20 protein-coding genes and 1 pseudogene are annotated in these 17689 nt (G+C 70.0%); 9 read left to right on the top strand and 12 right to left on the bottom strand.

Going from position 1 to position 17689, the window contains the following annotated elements:
- The first annotated feature begins 66 nt into the window (after positions 1-66).
- Positions 67-645, top strand: a complete 579-nt coding sequence (locus ACOFKX_RS15815) for a TetR/AcrR family transcriptional regulator (protein WP_419828020.1) — start codon at positions 67-69, stop codon at positions 643-645.
- A 373-nt stretch (positions 646-1018) separates the two neighbouring features.
- Positions 1019-1966: an alpha/beta hydrolase gene (locus ACOFKX_RS15810; protein WP_419828019.1), complete on the top strand. Its 948-nt coding sequence runs from the start codon at positions 1019-1021 to the stop codon at positions 1964-1966.
- On the opposite strand, the gene ACOFKX_RS15805 is transcribed toward ACOFKX_RS15810, so the two are convergent.
- Positions 1942-2223, bottom strand: coding sequence for a hypothetical protein (locus ACOFKX_RS15805; protein WP_419828289.1), 282 nt, complete (start codon positions 2221-2223; stop codon positions 1942-1944). The genes ACOFKX_RS15810 and ACOFKX_RS15805 overlap by 25 nt on opposite strands.
- Here ACOFKX_RS15805 and ACOFKX_RS15800 point away from each other — a divergent pair.
- The gene (locus tag ACOFKX_RS15800; RefSeq protein ID WP_419828306.1) at positions 2155-2328 is read left to right on the top strand and encodes a hypothetical protein; all 174 of its coding nucleotides are present in this window, start codon (positions 2155-2157) and stop codon (positions 2326-2328) included. The two genes, ACOFKX_RS15805 and ACOFKX_RS15800, sit on opposite strands and share 69 nt — an antisense overlap.
- Positions 2329-2494: 166 nt before the next feature.
- Here ACOFKX_RS15800 and ACOFKX_RS15795 read toward each other — a convergent pair whose 3' ends face one another.
- Positions 2495-2962 carry a LysR family transcriptional regulator gene (locus ACOFKX_RS15795; protein WP_419828018.1) on the bottom strand — a complete coding sequence of 156 codons (468 nt, stop codon included), beginning with the start codon at positions 2960-2962 and terminating at the stop codon, positions 2495-2497.
- 139 nt (positions 2963-3101) lie between these two features.
- Here ACOFKX_RS15795 and ACOFKX_RS15790 point away from each other — a divergent pair, with 139 nt between their 5' ends.
- The 3 genes and pseudogenes from ACOFKX_RS15790 to ACOFKX_RS15780 all read left to right on the top strand — a co-directional run.
- Positions 3102-3302 carry a hypothetical protein gene (locus tag ACOFKX_RS15790; protein WP_419828017.1) on the top strand — a complete coding sequence of 67 codons (201 nt, stop codon included), beginning with the start codon at positions 3102-3104 and terminating at the stop codon, positions 3300-3302.
- A gap of 200 nt (positions 3303-3502) precedes the next feature.
- On the top strand, positions 3503-3820 hold the full coding sequence (locus tag ACOFKX_RS15785) for a zinc-binding dehydrogenase (protein ID WP_419828016.1): 318 nt from the start codon (positions 3503-3505) through the stop codon (positions 3818-3820).
- Positions 3820-3984, top strand: a pseudogene (locus tag ACOFKX_RS15780) (NAD(P)-dependent alcohol dehydrogenase); the annotation flags it as partial. The gene ACOFKX_RS15785 and the pseudogene ACOFKX_RS15780, both read left to right, overlap by 1 nt.
- Before the next feature lie 73 nt (positions 3985-4057).
- On the opposite strand, the gene ACOFKX_RS15775 reads toward ACOFKX_RS15780, so the two are convergent.
- Together ACOFKX_RS15775 and ACOFKX_RS15770 are read right to left on the bottom strand one after the other, a co-directional pair.
- Positions 4058-5200, bottom strand: coding sequence for an alpha/beta fold hydrolase (locus tag ACOFKX_RS15775; protein WP_419828015.1), 1143 nt, complete (start codon positions 5198-5200; stop codon positions 4058-4060).
- A complete protein-coding gene (locus ACOFKX_RS15770; protein ID WP_419828014.1) occupies positions 5121-5441 on the bottom strand; it encodes a hypothetical protein in 321 nt (106 codons plus the stop codon). Before ACOFKX_RS15770 ends, ACOFKX_RS15775 begins: the two co-directional genes overlap by 80 nt.
- Positions 5442-5539: 98 nt before the next feature.
- Here ACOFKX_RS15770 and ACOFKX_RS15765 point away from each other — a divergent pair, with 98 nt between their 5' ends.
- On the top strand, positions 5540-6472 hold the full coding sequence (locus ACOFKX_RS15765; protein ID WP_419828013.1) for a LysR family transcriptional regulator: 933 nt from the start codon (positions 5540-5542) through the stop codon (positions 6470-6472).
- On the opposite strand, the gene ACOFKX_RS15760 is transcribed toward ACOFKX_RS15765, so the two are convergent.
- Positions 6442-6882, bottom strand: a complete 441-nt coding sequence (locus tag ACOFKX_RS15760; RefSeq protein WP_419828012.1) for a saccharopine dehydrogenase NADP-binding domain-containing protein — start codon at positions 6880-6882, stop codon at positions 6442-6444. The two genes, ACOFKX_RS15765 and ACOFKX_RS15760, sit on opposite strands and share 31 nt — an antisense overlap.
- Between ACOFKX_RS15760 and ACOFKX_RS15755 the strand changes: the two genes are divergently transcribed.
- Entirely contained in the window at positions 6869-7168 is a 300-nt protein-coding gene (locus ACOFKX_RS15755; protein WP_419828011.1) for a hypothetical protein, read from the top strand. The two genes, ACOFKX_RS15760 and ACOFKX_RS15755, sit on opposite strands and share 14 nt — an antisense overlap.
- Positions 7169-7763: 595 nt before the next feature.
- Here the strand turns inward: ACOFKX_RS15755 and ACOFKX_RS15750 are convergent.
- The 4 genes from ACOFKX_RS15750 to ACOFKX_RS15735 form a co-directional block, all read right to left on the bottom strand.
- On the bottom strand, positions 7764-8717 hold the full coding sequence (locus tag ACOFKX_RS15750) for a cell wall hydrolase (protein WP_419828010.1): 954 nt from the start codon (positions 8715-8717) through the stop codon (positions 7764-7766).
- Positions 8718-8795: 78 nt separating this feature from the next.
- Entirely contained in the window at positions 8796-9266 is a 471-nt protein-coding gene (locus ACOFKX_RS15745) for an NUDIX domain-containing protein (RefSeq protein WP_419828009.1), read from the bottom strand.
- A 2-nt stretch (positions 9267-9268) separates the two neighbouring features.
- Positions 9269-11752, bottom strand: a complete 2484-nt coding sequence (locus ACOFKX_RS15740) for an ABC transporter permease (RefSeq protein WP_419828008.1) — start codon at positions 11750-11752, stop codon at positions 9269-9271.
- Complete coding sequence (locus tag ACOFKX_RS15735; RefSeq protein WP_419828288.1) at positions 11749-12420, bottom strand: ABC transporter ATP-binding protein; 672 nt, start codon at positions 12418-12420, stop codon at positions 11749-11751. Before ACOFKX_RS15735 ends, ACOFKX_RS15740 begins: the two co-directional genes overlap by 4 nt.
- 101 nt (positions 12421-12521) lie before the next feature.
- Between ACOFKX_RS15735 and ACOFKX_RS15730 the strand changes: the two genes are divergently transcribed.
- Positions 12522-13136, top strand: a complete 615-nt coding sequence (locus ACOFKX_RS15730) for an arylesterase (RefSeq protein ID WP_419828287.1) — start codon at positions 12522-12524, stop codon at positions 13134-13136.
- A gap of 3 nt (positions 13137-13139) precedes the next feature.
- Here the strand turns inward: ACOFKX_RS15730 and ACOFKX_RS15725 are convergent, their stop codons facing one another.
- The 3 genes from ACOFKX_RS15725 to ACOFKX_RS15715 are packed head-to-tail and all read right to left on the bottom strand — an operon-like array spanning position 13140 to position 17562.
- The gene (locus ACOFKX_RS15725; protein ID WP_419828007.1) at positions 13140-13625 is read right to left on the bottom strand and encodes a metallophosphoesterase family protein; all 486 of its coding nucleotides are present in this window, start codon (positions 13623-13625) and stop codon (positions 13140-13142) included.
- Positions 13625-15685, bottom strand: coding sequence for an AsmA family protein (locus ACOFKX_RS15720; RefSeq protein WP_419828006.1), 2061 nt, complete (start codon positions 15683-15685; stop codon positions 13625-13627). Before ACOFKX_RS15720 ends, ACOFKX_RS15725 begins: the two co-directional genes overlap by 1 nt.
- Positions 15682-17562: an AsmA family protein gene (locus ACOFKX_RS15715; protein WP_419828005.1), complete on the bottom strand. Its 1881-nt coding sequence runs from the start codon at positions 17560-17562 to the stop codon at positions 15682-15684. Before ACOFKX_RS15715 ends, ACOFKX_RS15720 begins: the two co-directional genes overlap by 4 nt.
- Positions 17563-17689 lie beyond the last annotated feature (127 nt).

The raw sequence follows: 17689 nt of genomic DNA, 5'->3' as shown, positions 1-17689 counted from the left end.
TGTAGGCGCTGTTCCAATACGCTACGGTAGCGTTGTGAAGATCATAGTCAAGCGGAGTGTGGGTGAGTGGTACATCCCAGTCGGTCGCCGGACAGGCGGGTGGAGCGATCCAGGGCAGCGGTTCTGGCCGAGACTCACCGGCAGATGACGCGCAGCGGCTTGGGCGGGGTCAGCATCGACGAGGTCGCGCGCGCCTCCGGCGTGGCGAAGACCACCATCTACCGCCATTGGCCGACGCGGGCGGCGCTGCTGATCGACGCCTGTTCCCAGCTAGGCGGCCCGCACGAGGCGCCCGACACGGGCAGCCTGCGCGGCGACCTGCACGCACTGGCGTCCGGTCTCGTCCATCAGCTGCGCACCGCAAACTGGAGCGCGGTGTACCCCTCGATCGTCGACACGGCGGAGCGCGATACTGATGTCGCCGCGATGCAGCGGGAATGGCACGGGCGGTTGATGGCGCCGTTCGCCGCCGTCATCAGCCGCGCGCGGGCAGGACGCGAGAACCAGGCCGCGGTCGCCACCGCCGACGTAGTCGCCGCGCTGGTGGGGCCGCTCTTTTACCGGCGCTGGATGTCTAAGGAGCCGCTGGACGAGGCGTTCGTTAGCACGATGGTCGATCAAGCGGTAGCGATGGCGGCGCGATAGCGTCGCGCCCATGCCGCTCGACGTCCGGCGAACCGCCCGATGTCGGCGCAAGTAGGCGCTCAGCATGACCTTCACTGTGGTTTTCATCCACTTGGCGTAGGGGCTGCTCGACACGGAGGCTATTTTGGCCGGATCGCAACTGATCACACGGCATGCCGTGCCCCTGCCCATGCTTGCCGAAAGCGTAATCGAACGAGCTGGGCTTGTTCAGCACGAGCCGTGCAAGGTCATAGCTTCAGACCACCATCGTCGTTCTAAGACGCGCGATACCCGCTAATGGTCATGGGCCAGCCGGGAAGACCGCAGCGGGCAGCTCAGGCGCCTAGTGTGAACCAACCGAGGTCCGAACGATTAATCCAGGTGCAGACGCGACATGGGTGACGAGAAAGTGCCGAGCGCGACCAGAAACGTTTCGTATAAAAGCGGCACCATCGAGATTTCTGCCGCGCTGCATCTGCCGGACGGATTTGACGAGATGCGGACCTACGCCGCCATCGTCATCGTCACGCCCGGCAGCAGTGTGAAGGAACAGATCGGCGCGGTCTGGGGAGGGAAGCTGGCCGACCGAGGCTTCATCGCGCTCGCCTATGACCCGTCCTACCAGGGGCAGAGCGGCGGAGAGCCCAGAGACTTAGAGGACCCGGCCGCCCGCGTCGAGGAGGTCCGCTACGCCGTCGACTACCTGATGACTCTCTCCTTTGTCGACGAGGAACGGGTTGGCCTGCTCGGCATCTGCGCAGGCGGCGGCTATGCCGTGAACGCCGCGCTGACCGAGCACCGCTTCAAGGCCGTCGGAACCGTGGTGGCGGTCAACATTGGCAGGGCGCGGCGACAAGAGTCGCTCTCGGCGGCCGCTGTCGCTGATACGTTGAAGGCAGTGGGGAAGCAGCGCACGGGCGAGGCGCGTGGCGGCGCGGCACGGCTTGATCCCTGGATTCCCGACAGCATGGAAGAGGCCGAGGCGGTCGGCATCATGGACCCGGATGTGCTCGACGCCGTCGCTTTTTACAGCGAGCGCCGCCCGGCGAAGACCCGGACGAACCGGCGCAACTTCCGCAGCCTCGGGCCGCTCATGAGCTTCGACGCCTTCCACCTCGTCGGGGAACTACTCACCCAACCTCTGCAGGTCATCGTAGGCGGCAGACTTGGGACGACCCTGCAGTTCGAGGATGGTAAGCTGCTGTTCGAGCGGGCGACGAACAAGAAGGACATGCTCGTCATAAAAGGCGCCGGCCATTACGAACTGTACGACAAGGACGAGTATGTCGATCAAGCCGTCGAATGCCTCGACGGATTTTACAGGGAGTATCTCGATCCTTGACGCGCGAAGGCTGGCACTCCCTTAAATAGCCAGCCTCTCACACTTGAACTCGGATGTCTGGGACGCAAGCGATCGATGACCACCCGCATCGCGGCCGAGAGCGTCCGGCGACTCGGATAATAGAGGAAGTCGCCGGCGAACGGCACCGACCAGTCCCTCAGAACCTCGACCAATGCGCCGGTTTTCAGTTGATCCGCAACCGACTCACGAAACAAGTAGCACCGACCTACCGCTTGCCTCGCCGCGCGCGCGGCAATGTTGGGGTCATCGACGATCAGGCACGGATCGATCGCCAATTCCAGCGCCTGATCACCTTGAGCGAACAACTACCGCTGGATGATCCTCGACGTGACGTGACGTGACGTGACGTGACGTGACGTGACGTGACGTGACGTGACGTGACGTGGCGGTAGGCGATGCAGCGATGAAGATGTAGGTTTTCGGGCACCTCGGGTGGTGACCGTTCCTCTAGGTATGACGGGACCGCGATCCCGGCGCTGTGATGCTCGCCGCTGAGCCGGACCGCGATCATGTCCTTGGCCAGTCTTTCGCTGTTGCGGATGCCTGGCGTCGTACCCTGCGGCCACGGTGTCGGCGATGCCATCGTCGAGCAACAGCTCGACCCCTGATCTCGGGATAGTCCCGTTGCAGATCGCGGAACTTCGGCAGGATCGGCAGACCCGCGGCGTCACGATGGACGTTGATCCGCACGTGGCCGGCAACGCGGCCGCTCCGTCCGGCAAGCTGCAGGAAGCCGCGATCGATCTCGTCGAACGCGGGCTTCAGTCGCTGCAGACGCTCCAATCCGGGATCGGTCGGTGCGATGCTTCGCGTGGTCCGCAGCAACAGCGCAGTCCCGTATTTGGCTTCCAGCCGGCTCATCGAATGGCTCAGCGCCGAGGGCGACACGCCGAGCTTCGTCGCTGCGCGCCGGAAGCTCCCTTCCTCGGCGAGGACCGAGAACGCCATCAGATCAATAAGGTCGACGCGATCCATTGCTGATCATCATTCATGTGACTGTGCCATTCAGCGGCTCTTATCATAAGACGGTCGCGCGCCACATCAGCTCTCATCGAGGCTGGAAGGTATGCAGTCATGAAATGTTGGCTAGTCAGAGCGGGCGCAACGTCGCTGGATGAATCTGGTGCAGCAAGACGTGCCGATGCCCAAGCCGGGTGCGGGCGAGCTGTGCGTCAAGGTTCACGCGGTGCCGTTGAACGCACGCGACCAGTTGCTGGTCGCCGGCACCTTGGGCGCGGCCGGGGCGGACTTCATCCCGATCTCCGGCGGCCCGGACGAGGTCGACGCGCTCGGCCCTGATGTCGATGGCTGGTAGGTCGGCGACAAGGTCACCGCCCTCTACTTTCGCGGCTGGGCCGATGCGCCGCCGGCGCCGGACCGAGGCTGGGGCGTGACGCCGTGCCTAGGACCTTGTCGTTCCGCGAAGCCGCAAGCTTTCCGCGCGCGGCTCTCGCCGCGTGGACCGCGCTGAACGACGACCGGCCGTACAGGAACCCGATCGGCAAAGGCGACAAGGTGCTCGTCACCGGCACTGGCTCGGTCGCGCTGTTCGCCTTGCCCGAGCGACGGACGTCGAGGTCGTTGCCACCACCAGCGATGCCGGCAGGGGCCGAGAGGGTTCGCGCCCTCGGCGCGTCCGACACGATCAACTACCGGGCGCAAGCGGATAGGGGTAAAATTGGCGCTCAGCGGACCGGCGGCTTCGATCGGGTGATGAATGCGGCTGGCGGCTCGGCGCTCGACCAGTCGATCATGGCGCTCGCGCCCGGTGGAGAGATCGCCTTCATGGGTCTGTTGACCACGCCGAGACGCCGCCTAATTTCGTCTTCCTGATGATGAAGGGTGGAGCGATCCGCGGCACGGCGGTGGGCAGCGCGTTCGCCTACAAGGACGTGGTCGAGTTCATCGACGCACACGGGATCAAGCCGGTCATCGCCAGGACCTTCGCACTCGCGGACACCAAGGCTGCGCACCAGGCCGCCGCATCGGGCGAGCTGTTGGGCAAGGTTTGTCATCGCCGTCGCGGGCTGAGGCGGCGCGTCGTTGCTCGAGCGAGCCGCAGCAAGCACGCTATTCGCCAAACGTGCGCAGGATGTGCGCGGCCACGGCTCCTGCATCCTCCTCGAGCGCGAAATGCCCGGTGTCCAGCATGTGGACCTCCGCTTTCGGCACGTCGTCCCTGTAGGCCTGGGCGCCAGCGGGCAGGAAGATCGGGTCGTTCTTGCCCCAGAGGATGAGGGTCTTGGGCTGACGTGCCTTGAGGTACGCGTGCCATGCCGGATACTGCCGAACGTTGTCGTAGTAGTCGACGATCAGGGCGCGCTGAACGCGGTGCTGCTGGGGAAGGGCCTGCACGAAGCTGTCGAGGCGGTAGCTCGTCGGATCGACGTTCGCCGGATCGCGGGCGCCGGTCAGGTACTGGAACTTCGTGCCGTCCGGCGAGAGCATCCCTTCCAGCGCAGCGGACGCCTTGGCGTCTAGCGGACCCGCGGCGCGCGTGCGCATGTCCTTTAGGACGTCGGGGGCGATGCCAGTTTCATAAGCGTTGGCGTTTTGGATGATGAGCCCGTCGATCATGTCCGGATGCGCGACCGCCAGGCGGAAACCGACCGGGCCGCCGAAATCCTGCATGTAGATGGTGAACCTGGTCAGCCCGACCGCCCGGACGAAGTGACCCATCACCGTCGCGAGGTTGGCGAAGGTCGGTGCGAAGCGGATTTCGCCCGGCGCGTCGCTGAAGCCGAAGCCGGGATAGTCGGGCGCGACGAGGTGGAAGCGGGCGCTGAGCAGCGGGATCAGCGTCCGGAATTCGTGCGATGACGCGGGGAAGCCGTGGAGCAGCAGGATGGTCGGCTTGGCGGGGTCGCCCGCCTCGCGGTAGAAGATGTTGATGCCGTCGACTGACACCGCTTTGTAGCGGATGCTGTCGGCTGGCGGGGAGCGTTCCTGCGCGATGGCGACGGACGGGCCGGTGGCTGCTGCAATCCCCAGACCGGTCGCGACGATCGCGCCCGTCAGGCGACGTGTCGGTCGTGTAAGGCGGTCAGGGGAGGTGACGTCGATAATGTTCATGGCGTGATGTCCTTTCAGAACATGCTGTTGCGATTGGCGGCGTGGTCCGGGATGGGCTGCTTCACGTCCCAGTGTTCGACGATCCTGCCGCGCTCCGGGCGGAAAATGTCGATGATGGCATTGCCGCGATCGCTCGGACACCGAGCAGGCCGTTCAGATACTCGTCGCCAAACCACTGGCCCGTGAGCGCGCCGATACGCGCGTCGCTCTGGCGGATGTAGGCCAGCTTGTCGCGAGCAAGCCTGGTCGGGGCATCCCACAGCCCGCCGCCGTGAAGCGACAGGACGATGCCGGCCGCCGCGGCCGCGTCCACCATCGGCGTCGCCGCGTAGCACCAGCCGCAGAGCGGGTCGTAGATGTAGTGCAACAAGGGGCCGGGCATCGCTGCCTCCTTATTCCTGGACAGGATCGGAGATAGGGGCTTCACGCTCGGCGGATTAGCGGGCCATTCCAGCTAACTCCCTGAAGCGGAGCTTATCGATGGAGGATCTTCGCCACTATGCGGTCTTCGCCGAGACCGTCTCGGCCGGCTCGATGAGCGCCGCCGCCCGGCGGCTCCGGATGACGCCGTCCGCGGTCAGCCAGACCATCCGCGCGCTGGAGGCGCGGACCGGCGTCGTGCTGTTGCATCGCTCGACGCGCAAGCTGACGCTGACGGAGGCGGGTGAACGTTGCCTGCCCTATTGCAAGCGCCTGCTTGAGGCGCGCAACGGGGCGGCCGCCTCGCTGGAGCAGGCGCGCGATGCCCCGACCGGCGAACTCCGGGTCGCGGCGCCGATCGGGTTCGCGGCGCACATCTCCCCCGCGCTCGCGCCGGTGCTCGCCGACTGGCCTTGCCTGCGGCTGAAGCTGATCCTTGACGACAAGCTGGTCGACCTGATCGACGCCCGGGTCGATCTGGCGGTGCGGGTCGGCGGGCTTCCGGACACGAATTGGATCGGTCGCAAGCTCTGCGATTTCGAGGGCATTCTCTGCGCATCGCCCGCCTATCTTGGCCGGCGCGGCGCTCCAGCGACGCCGGCTGACCTGCCGGAGCATGACTGGCTGGCGATGGAGGGGGAGGACGACGAGGCGGTCAGTGAGGACGGCGAGCGCGGCCCCGGAACAATGCTCGACCTCACAGATGGCAAGGGACGGCAGGAGCGCGTGCCGTTGGCGATCCGCATCGGCACCACGAGCCAGGTCGCCCTCCACCAGCTCTGCGAGGAAGGAATGGGGTTGGCGTCGCTTTTCTACCCCGATGCCCGCCCGGCGCTTGAACAGGGCAGGCTCGTCCGCCTGTTGCCCGACTGGCGACCTCCCTCGGTGCCCGTGACGATGGTCATGCCCAGAAGCGGGGGCGGGGTGGCCAAGGCCCGCGTCGCCGCCGATGCACTGCTGCGCTATTTCGCGGCGCTGACCGCCACCGGTTGAGTCAACAAGAAGTCGCTCGGCAGTTGTGAGAAGGCCAATCGCGACTCAGCGCAGCGTGAGGGCGTCGACGTGCAGTGCCTCCACCGCCGCGCCGATGGACCGGCTTCGTCACCCGCCGCCCGGCGGCACGCGATCAAGGTGGTAAGGTCCGCCGGCATCGCTTCCCAGCCCGCCATCTGCACCACCTGCACACCGGCGCGCTTCGCCGGCTCGTCGAACCGGTCGATCACACGGCGCAGCAGTGGGATTTCCCCGCTCAGGTCGACGTAAGACGTGCCCGCCTCGATACAGGCGGCGATCAGGTTCGGCGCCTTCTGCGTGTAAGGACCCGCTAGGTTCAGCACCACCGCCGTTCGCAGCGCCAGCGCCTGCAACGATGCCGCATCGTCGAGATCGATGGGAAAGATCAAGATCGCCGACCCGGTCCTTAAGGATCGCAAGCCGACGCCGGCCACCTCGCCGGTGCACTTCGCGCTGCTGAAACGGCAGCAGACGGGAGTGGGCGACGGATGGCTGGTTGGTTCGGCCGCGATCACCGGTATCGACGCCGCGGCCGCGATGTCGCCGATCCTCGCAGTGCAGTTCTATCGGCGCGTCTGCGACAAGCTGTGCCAGCCGGATATTGGCCGAACGTCCAAGTTTGCTGCGCAGATCGCGGAGATCGTTGACCTCGACGACTGCACGATCACAGGATGACGAGGACGCCGTCCTTGGTCGCGACGAGATCGGGCTGATGATCTCTGCGCCGTCTTCCACCCCCTTGGCGTAGAGGTGAGCTTGTGTTCGGGCCTGAGCGTGGAGACGCCGCGGTGGCCGAGCACGAGCGGGCGCTCCCCTGCAGCAGGGAAAGCACCTCGTGTCGCGGCCGCGCCTCTTACGGCGAGAGCCATTCCCATTGCCTTCTGTCGAAATGCCGCAACGGCATCAGGGAGCCGGGATCGGCGCGTCAAAGCCCGACGCGGTGCTGCGCGAAGCGCGGCGTAGCTCCGATGGGTAGAATCGGCCTATCAATGACTTCCCCCGCTTGCCGCAGCCGATGATGGGGAATTCTCGTGGTCCTTGAACCGCTAGTCGGAAGAACGGCGATCGTCGGCGGCTACGCCTTACTACCGCCGAGGCCGGGATAGCGCCGGACGACCTGGCGTGGCAGTCGTTGATGCGCTGCTGGTACAAATAGGCCTTTGAGAGGCTCCGGCCGAGCCGTGAAAAAGGGGAACTCTCCGGTCAGCTTCTCGCCCGTTCGACCGAGATGCGGGAAAGCCGGTTGCCGCGAATCATTTCCGCTCGAAGCCTAGCCCGGCTCCTGCGCGGGTTCCGCGTCGGCGAACGTCGGCGTGTCGGCCTGCCCGGCGGCGGGCGCCATGCCGATATGGACGTGGACGCCGGCGACGCCAACCTCCAACGCGTCCGGGTTGCCATGGTGCACGACCACGCCGGCGACCGTCGTCGCGCCGCGGTGGACCGACACGGTGAGTCCCTCGGCCATGATGAAGCGCGCGACCTTCGCGGTAAGCGCCGCGTCGCTCTGGACCTCGAGCGCACGAGGCTCGGCACCGGCATAGGCTTGGCGGAAATCGAGCTTGCGATTGGCGCCGTGACCGAGCTGGTAGAAGATATGCGCGCCGATCGTGGCGATCCGCGTCATCCGCGTGGCCCACCAGGGTGCAACGGCGGTGGTATGATAGAAGAGGGCGCTGCCGGCGGGTGCGTAGACCGCGCCCCCGAGGGCTTCCGTCGCGATCCGGCGGGCGCGCTCCCACGCGGCCTCCTCGCGTCGCATCAGCATCGCGCCGTCGCAGAAGAAGGTGAACTGGCAGCCGCCGCTCTCGGCCGAGCGCTGGTGGACGACGCCGCAGACGCTGGCGGGGAAGGCGGGATTGCGGACGCGGTTCAGCACCACCTGCGCCACGGCACGCTGCCCGTCCGCAGGTTCGGAGCGGGCCTCGTAGTAGATCGCCTCGGTCAGGCACTCCGCGGCTCGCGCGGTGTCGGCGGGATCGGCGTCGTTCATGGCGAACGCCGGTGCGACGCTCGCCGCCGCCGGCTCGCCGGATATATCGTCGCCGGATACGGCGAGGAGCGCCGGCAGCGGGTCCGCGACCGTCGCCGTGCGCGCTGGCGCATTCGAGACGGGAGTGCTGGCGGAGTTCACGGCACGTGCGGCGCCGTGCCTGCCCGCCTCGGGCATGCAGGATGCGCTCGCGAGCAGGATCGCGACGCATGCGCCGGCACGGCGGCTGTTCAATGTGCCCATCATCGGATTCGGGCTAGCATCCGCCGCTTGCGTCGAGGTTAAGGCCAGACATCCGGTGGCGACTGCGGCCTACCGGTCGGCGGACGTCAGCATCTCGCGAACGCGGTCGAGCAGCGGCCGTTGGCTCGTCAGCATCATCGGCTCCGCTTCCTCAAGGCGCCACCAGCGGGCACGATCGACCTCCGGGAAGCGCGCAACGCGTCCGCTGCGCGGCGGCCACTCCATCTCGAACTCTACGCTGCGGATCGCGTCGGCGTCGATCTCCGCCTCCACGGCGAAGGCGTGGACGATCTTGCCCGCCTTCTGCCGGATCGTGCCCAGCGGGATCAGCGTGCCCGCGATGGGCTGGCCAAGCTCCTCCGCCGCCTCGCGCAGGGCGGCTGCGGCCGGGTCCTCTCCGGGCTCGATCAGCCCCTTGACGATCTGCCAAGCACCGGCGTCCTTTCGGGCCCAGAACGGCCCGCCGGGATGGACCAGCAGCACCTCGATCGCCCCCGCCCGATAGCGGAAGGGCAGGAGGCCCGCGCTTGTCGCCGCCACGCTCAGGCTCCGCGCAGCGCCTGCGCCGGCCGCAGGCGGAGCAGCGGGAGCGTTGCCAGCGTGCCGATCGCCACCACCGTCGCGATCGCCGCGCCGAGCACCAGCGCGATGCCGCCGCCGTCGATCACGAGCGGCAGGTGGAAGGCCCGGGCGACCACCATCCACCCCGCCACGCCCCCGACGACGAGCGCCACCGCCGCCAGAGTCAGGCTGAGCAGCGCGAATTCGATCAGCTGCGCCGTGAGCACCTGTCGCCGCGTCGCGCCGAGCAGCTTCAGCAGGACGGCATCCCTGCCACGTTCGCGCATCGAGGCGGCGATCGCGCCCGCCAGCACGACGATGCCTGCCGCTATCGTCACCGCCGCGCTGGCACGGATCGCAACGCCGATCTGGCCGACCAGGTCGCCGATCTGCGCGATGACGTCCCCGACGCGCACGAGCGTCACCGAGGGCAGCCGGTCGGCGACGGCGTGCGCGATGGCACCGTCGCGGCCGGGTGCCGCGTAGACGGCGGCGAGGAGCGCGTGCGGCGCCTCCTCGACATAGCCGGGCGAGAAGACGATGGCGAAGTTGAGTCCGAGCCCACCCCAGTCGATCGAGCGCAGCGCCGCGATGCGGGCGGGTACCTCCACGCCGAGCACCGCCACGGTAATCGTGTCGCCGACGCGCAGTCCGAGCAACCGCGCCGCCTCGTCGCCCAGCGAGACGAGCGGCGGCCCGCGATAGCCCGCAGGCCACCAGCGGCCCGCGACGACGCGGTTGCGCGGCGGCACCGTCGCGGACCAGGTGACGGTGCGATCGCCGCGCAGGATCCAGGCGTCGGCGGGAAGGCGCTTCATGTCGGCAACACGTCGGCCGTTCAGCGCCACCACCGTGCCGCGCAGCGATGGCACCGCCTCGATCCGCGCGGCCGGTGCGGCGCGGGACACGGCGGCGCGAAAGGCGGTCTCGTCGGAGGGCTGGAGATCGATCGCGAAGAAGCGCGGCGCCTTGGCGGGCGCGGCGCCGCTCAGCTCGGCCGTGAGCGCGCCGTTCACGACCGCCAGCGCGACGAACAGCGAGAAGCCGAGGCCGAGAGCCACCACCAGTCGATCGGTCTGCGCGCCGGGGCGATGCAGGTTGGCGATCGCCAGCCGGACCAGCGGGCGGCGTGGGCGCGGCAGCCGCGCGGCACTGGCGCGCAATCCGGCGCCGAGCAGCGCGAGCAGCCCGGCAAGGATCGCCACGGCAAGCACGAAGCTTGCCGCCAGCCGCCGGTCCCCCGCCGTCAGCACGGCGAGCGCCGCGCCGCCTCCGCCAAGCAGCGCCATCGCGAGCAGGGTAAGCGGCGTGAGGCCGCCGCGCGCCAACGGCCCGCGCAGCAGCGTCGCGGCCGGCACGACGCGTGCCCGCGCCATCGCCGGCAGCGCCGCCACCAGCCCCGCGACCGCCGCGAGGATGGCGGCCACCGCAAGCGGCGCAGGGTAGAGCGCGACCTCGGGCGTGACCGGAAGCGCGTCGCGCGCGATCGCCGCCACCGCGGCCGGCAGCGCCGACCCGGCGATCAGCCCCGCGCCGATCCCCGCGAGCGCCACCACGCCGAGCTCGATCGCGAGCATCGCCGCGATGGTGCCCGACCGCGCGCCCAGTACCTTGAGCGTCGCGATCGCGCCCGTCCGCGCCGCGAGCCGCGCCTGCACGCCGCTCGCGACGCCGACGCAGGCGATGCCTAGCGCCGACAGCGCGACGAGCGCGAGGAACTGGCCGAGCTCCGCGATGCCGCGCCGCAGCGACCGGGTCGCGTCGGCGGCGGTGCGTGCCGTCCAGCCGGCGGACGGGAAGCGCCGCCGGAACGCCGCGCCGGCGGCCGCCGCGTCGCGGCCGGGTGGCAGCAGGATGTGATAGCGCGCCTCGTAGAGACTGCCGGGCTGGACGAGGCCGCTCGTGTCGAGCGTCTCCAGCGGGACGATCGCCGGTGGCCCGAGCCGGAAGCCCTGGCCCAGCCGGTCGGGCTCGTCGGCGATCAGCCCGGCGACGCGCAGCCTCATCGCGCCGAGCCGCACCATGGCGCCGACGCGGGTGCCGAGCCGCTCGGCCAGCGCCTGTGCGAGCAGGATGCCGCGTGAGTTCGGGCGCAAGGCGATTGCGCCCGGGCTCACGGCCAGTTGTCCTACGAGCGGCCACCGCGCGTCGACGGCGCGCAGGTCGACGAGGGCAGGCCCGTCGCCGCCATCCACCATCGTGCGCATCGACACCGTCGAGGAGACGCGGCCGAGCGCGGCCATCCAGGCCTCCTCCTCGACGCTCGCGCGGCGCTGCGAGACGGCGAGTTCCAGATCACCGCCGAGTGCTTGGCGGCCCTGGTGCGCGAGCGCCGCCTCGATGCTCGCCGACAGGCTGCCGATGCCCGATAGCGCCGCGGTGCCGAGGAACAGGCAGGCGAACAGCAGCCACAGGCCGCGCGGCCGTCCCCGCAGCTCGCGGAGCGCGAGGCGAAACACGATCACGCGCGCCGATCGCGTACGATGCGTCCGTCGGCGAGTTCGATGACGCGGCCGCAGCGCGCCGCGAGCCGCGCGTCGTGGGTAACGATGAACAGCGTCGCGCCGTCATCGGCCGCGCGCGCGAACAGCAGGTCCATGATCGTGTCGCCGGTCGCCGCATCGAGGTTGCCGGTGGGCTCGTCGGCGAAGACGAGCGCGGGGCGCGGCGCGAGTGCGCGGGCGATCGCGACGCGCTGCTGCTCCCCGCCCGAGAGTTCGGCGGGATAGTGGCCGGTACGGTGACCGAGCCCGACGGCGGCGAGCTCCGCCTCGGCGCGCGCGAAGGCTCGGACCTCGCCGGCGAGCTCCAGCGGCACCGCGACATTCTCCAGCGCAGTCATTGTCGCCAGCAGGTGGAAGGCCTGGAGGACGATGCCGATCCGCCCGCGCCGTGCCACCGCCAGCGCATCCTCGTCGAGCGCGTCGAACGCCAGCCCGGAGACGCGAACCGTGCCACCCGTCGGTCGCTCCAGCCCGGACAGCACCGCCATCAGCGAGGACTTGCCCGAGCCCGAGGGACCGAGCAGCGCCACCGTCTCGCCCGCTGCCACGTGGAGGTCGATGCCGCGCAGGATCGCGACGGCGGCGTCGCCCCGGCCCAACGTCAGCACGACATTGCGCGCGGCGATCAGAGCACTACCATCAGGCGATGGAACGTAAGACGATGTGGGGGACGACACGAGGACGCCGATACGGCGGCGGGAGGTGGCTTGTCCACGTCGCCTGCGCGCTGATGGTCGGGCTGTTGGCCGCGCCGGCCGCCGCCGGGCCGCTGATCTGGGCGCTGGGCGACAGCCTGACCGCGGGCTATGGCCTGCCGCCCGCGCAGGGCTTCACCGCCCGCTTGCAGGAGGCGCTGCGCGCCGGCGGGATCGACGCGACGGTGGCGAACGGCGGGGTGTCGGGCGACACCACCGCGCAGGGGCGGGCGCGGCTGCTGTGGGGGCTCCGCGGGCTCGGCCGCGTGCCTGACCTCGCGATCGTCGAGCTCGGGGCCAACGACATGCTGCGCGGGCTGCCCGTCGCGCAGGCGCGCGCCAATATTGACGCGATCCTGACGGAGTTCGACCGCCGCCGCGTGCCCGTGCTGATCGCGGGAATGCGGGCGGCGCCCAATCTCGGCTCGGCCTACGCCACCGCCTTCGATGCGATGTATCCGGCGCTGGCGCGCGCGCACCGGGCGCGTCTGTATTCCTTCTTCCTGGCGGGCGTCGCTGGTCGCCGAGAGTTGATCCAGGCTGACGGGCTGCACCCTAACGCGCGCGGCGTGGCGATCATCGTCGCCGGGATCGCGCCGGCCGTCCGAGGCGCCCTGCCAAGGCCGGCGACGGCTCGCGCGCGCCGCTGAGCTTCAGCCGAGCAGGCCCGCGAGCGTAACGGGCGCGAAGCCGCGCGCGTCCACGCCGACGTCGAACTGACGCGGCAGCGGCTTCAGCTTGCCATGGCTGTGTCCGTGCAGGTTCAGCGCGCCCTTGTGCTGCCCGTTCCACGAGCGGAAGGGATAGTGGCACAGCACGAGCGCGCGCCCGTCGACCTCGATCTCGGCATAGGCGGAGACGCTTTCCCATCCCGCGGCCGCTAGGGTCGCGTCGGCGTCGTTGTTGCCTCGGATCAGGTGCTTGCGGCCGTTGAGGCGCGCGAGCAGCGCCGGCACGTCGGCGGTGCGGCGCGCCACGTCGCCCAGGTGCCAAATCGTGTCGTCGAGGCCGACGGCCGCGTTCCAGGCGGCGATCAGCGCGGCGTCCATCGCGGCCACATCGGCAAACGGGCGGCGATGGATGTTGATCGTGCGGTGGTCGCCGAAATGCGTATCCGCGGTAAATTGAATGTCCGGCATCAAAAGATCCCGAGGAACTTCTTGCGCGGCTTTGCGGCGGTGGACGGCGTGCCCGTGCCGACGTCGCTCCGCGCGTCGCCGCCCTTCGTCGTCTGCGCGGCGGCGTGAGCCCCGGCCAGCACCGGCCCGCACGCCGCCGACTTCGCGAGCCCCGGATCGACGAAGGCGAGCAGTGCCGCCGGCGGCGCCAAGATGCCGAGCGCCAGCCCCGCGCCCGCGCGAAGCGCGAGCGGGCGGCTGACGAGCACCATACGCGGCGCGCCGAGATAGCCCTTGAGGCCGATCGGCGACTGGCCGGAGAACAGGCTGAACTTCTTGCCCTCGCCCCGGAACAGCAGGTCGAGCGATTCGTCGCGAAAGCGGAAGCCGCCGCGTCCGACGATCACGTTCTTGGTGGTATCGATCAGGATCGGATCGGCCGCCGCCACGCCGTCGCGGACGGTGAACGCCACCAGTCCGCAATTGACGCGCACCGGCTCCTTCAGCTTGCCCTGGAGCAGGCGCTGGAGGAACACGCCGACGTCGAGCTCGGCGAGCTGGACGTTACGCATCCAGAAGGTGCCCTGCGGCACGATCAGCGCCATGCGTCCGTCCGCCGCCGCCAGCCAGCGGTGCAGGCTGTCGCCGTCGCCTTCGAGGTGGAGGCGGCCGTGGACGGTGCCCGTCGTCCCCGCCTCGATCACGCCGAAGCCGGAGAGGAGCCTACCGACCGGCGTGGGTGCCAGTCGCACGTCGGCGACGGCGTGCACGGGGTGCCGCCGCGCGTCGATCGTCACGTCCGACGCGACGCGCCCGCGCGACATGGAGAAGGTGAGCGGCGACAGCCGGAGCCGGCTGTCCTTCAGCGCGAGCGTAAGCGCGATGTCCGACAGCGGGACGTTGCGCGATCGCACCACGCCGACGCGCCAGCGCACGTCCGCGTCGAACGCGCGCAGCGCCTCGATTCGCAGCGGCGTGTCGGGCAGCAGGCGCGGCACGCCGCCCACCTTCGGCACCGCGCCCGCCGCCACGACGTCGGGATTGTAGCCGATAAAGGGCGCGGCGTCCTCGATCGCCAGGCGGCGCGTCGCAAGATCGGCGGCGATGTGCGTGCGCTCGGCGGCGCGGACGGTGAAGGCGCCGGCCAGATCGCTGTCGCCGAAGGTCCCGCGAAGGCGCGTAAAGCGATAGTCGATGCCGTCGACGACGAGTTGGGCGGTCAGCGCGTAGCGGCGCGTGTCCGGCACGACGACGCCGATCACGTCGAGCAGTTCTGCCAGGTTGCGCCCCCGCGCCGCGACCGCCAGCGGCACGTGCTCGATCTCGGCGAGCGAGGGCAGCGTGGCGCGCAGGTCGACGACGTCGTGGCGGGTTCGCGCGCGCAGCTCCAGCCGGTTTCGGCCGCGCGCGACGGTGGCGTCGGGCGAGAGCAGCGCGCCTTGAAGCGTGAAACCGGTATCGCGGATGCGGCCGCCGCCCGTCAGCCGAATGGCGCGCCCGATCCGCGCGTCGCGCGAGCGGATCGTCTCGAACCGCGCGTCCACGGCCAGCCGCATTCGCGGATCGCGATAGTGGAGGATCGTGCCCGACACCGTCGCCTGGTCGATCACGGGGAAGCGGAACGGCTTGCCGCTCTTCTTCGTGCTGAACGTCCAACTGTTGGCGGAGTGATCGGGCGTCCATTCCAGATCGCCCACGCCGTCGACGAGTTCGAGCGTCCGCATCCGCCGGTTGCCGAACAGCAGCGGCAGCGTGGCGATGCGTGTGTCGATCCGGCGTGCGGTGAACAGCGCCCGTCCGCCCGCCCAGGCCGGGTTCGAGATGGCCAGCCGCTCGGCGACGAGACGGATGTCGAGCGGCGCGAAGTAGAGCTGGAAGTCGCCGCCCACCGTCACGCTGCGGTGGAGCGCGGCGCCCGCCAGCCGCTCGAACGGGTGGCGCAGGAAGCGACCCCTGGTGAGGAAGAGGATGAGCCAGGCGAGCACGACGATGCCGAGCAGCGCCGCCAAGATGCGCAGCAGCGGGCGCAGCGGCCGGGCGCGCTGCCGCCGCGTTTCGACCGCTCCGGGCTCGGCGCTCATCGCAGCGCCCGCCCGATCTCCGCCGGGCAGTTCACCGGCGCGGCGGCGTGCGCGTCGCCCTGTCCGCGCACGCGCAGCTTGCCCAGGAAAAAGCCGACGCGAGAGAGGATGTCGTCACGCTTCTCGTCCTTCGCGCGCGGCGGGCGAATGTCGATACGCGGGTGCGACAGCGTGCCGAACAGCCGTACCGGCGCGGTGGAAAGCAGCGGGCCGGGTCGCGTCGGCCGGCCCGTGATACGGATGCCGATCGTCTCCGGACCCAGCACGATCGCGCCCGCGCCGTCGCCGCGCGCGATCGGCGTGGAGAGGAGCAGCGGCTGCGGCGTCATGCGCCCGCGCGACACCGCGAAGCTCGCGACGAGGCAGTCGAGCGGCGCGCGGGGCTGCTTGCCCTCCGCCGCCGCGCCGATGCTCTTGAGGACGTCGCCGCCGAGGAAGGTCGCATAGTCGCGCCGCACGCTGCCGCCCGCCACCGCGAAGCCGATCCTGCCGTCGCCGTCGGCCAGCGCATCGCGGACGGTGGCGCCGGAGCCCGCCATCCGCAGCCGCGCGCGAAGCGGGCCCGTCACCACCTGCTGGTCGGGGAAGAAGCCCCGAACGGTCGCGCCCTCGACGCGAAGATCGGCGGTGAGGCGCGGCGTGGCGCCGCGATCGTCGACCGTCGCGCGGCCGGTCACACGCCCTTGCGGCAGGCCGACCGTCAGCGGCGCGGCCGTGAGCCGCCGGTGATCGAGCGTCGCCGTGCCGTCGAGGCTGCGGAAGGGCGACGCCCCCGATGCGAGAAGACGCGCGGCATGGATCTTGAGCGTGCCGTCGAGCTTCACCTTGTCGAGCACGATTCGCGTGTCCGGCACCACCCGCGGCCCGATCCGGGCCTGCTTCGCCGCCGCGCGCGCGCGCTGCTCGTCCGAGGCGAAATCGTCGAAGTCGAGCGTGCGCGCGTCGATCCGGCCGTTCAGGCGCGTGCGCCCGTTGGGTTTGGTGAAGTCCAGGCTCGCCGTGAAAACCGAGCGGCCGATCGTCGCCTCCACGCGGGGCAGGCGCCAGTCCTGCCCGTCGTGCCGCACCTCGCCGCGCAGGTGGAAGGCCCGGGTGCGGAACAGCCCCGCCTGGATGATGTCGTCGAGGTAGACGAGATCACGGCCGGATGTGTCGATCCGCGCGGCAAAGTGGCTGGTGTCGAGCGGATGATCCATGCGCAGACGGGCCGTGAGCGAGACGAGCGGTGATCGCAGCGACAGGGTGGCGGGATAGGCGCGCGCCGGGTCCGCCGCCGCGATCGCAGGCGATGCCAGCGACACGCGAAGCGGCGCGCCGCGCAAGGTGCCCGATCCGTCTACGCGCAGCCCGTGCCGGTCCGACGCGAGCGTGGCGTCTAGCGCGACGTGCCGCCCGGCATCGTCGAGACGGACGCGGCCTCCTGCGATCGTCAGGTCGGCGAGGCGCAGGCCCTCGCCCTGTCGGCGATCCTTGCGGTCGCTCGACCAGTTCTCGCGCCCGTTCGCGTCGCGCACGAGGTGCAGCATCACGCCCTCGGCCTGGATCGCGCGCGGCCGGACATGGCCGAGCAGCAGCGGTAGAGTAGGCAGGCGCAGCCTCAGCGAGCGGACATGCGCCATGTCGCCCGGCCCGGCCCAGCCAGGCTGGGCGACGCGTAGGTCGCGAAGCTCGATGGCGGGAACGAAGGAGAACCAGTCGGTGCGCCGTGCGGCGCCGATCGTCACCGGCCGCTCCAGTGCCTTGGACAGGGGGCCGGCGGCGTGGCGCGCCACCAGGCCCCACGGGAATGCCGCGAGCAGGACGAGCAGCAGGACGACGATAGAGGCGAACCACGCCGCGACGTGCACGCTCCGTCGCTCGCCCACGCTTATCGCCATGCCACGCCCCTGCTCCTGCGCGCACAACCCGCGTGAGCGCTATCGGTTACCACCGGCGCGGGAAGAGAGATCGGGGCTCAACCCGCCTGGGGTGTCGCGCTACGCGTCCGTCTGGCTTAGCGCTTCG

It is taken from the genome of Sphingomonas sp. (assembly GCF_965200105.1).
GTDB lineage: Bacteria > Pseudomonadota > Alphaproteobacteria > Sphingomonadales > Sphingomonadaceae > Solisphingomonas.
This window is presented reverse-complemented; position numbering and strand designations above follow the sequence as displayed.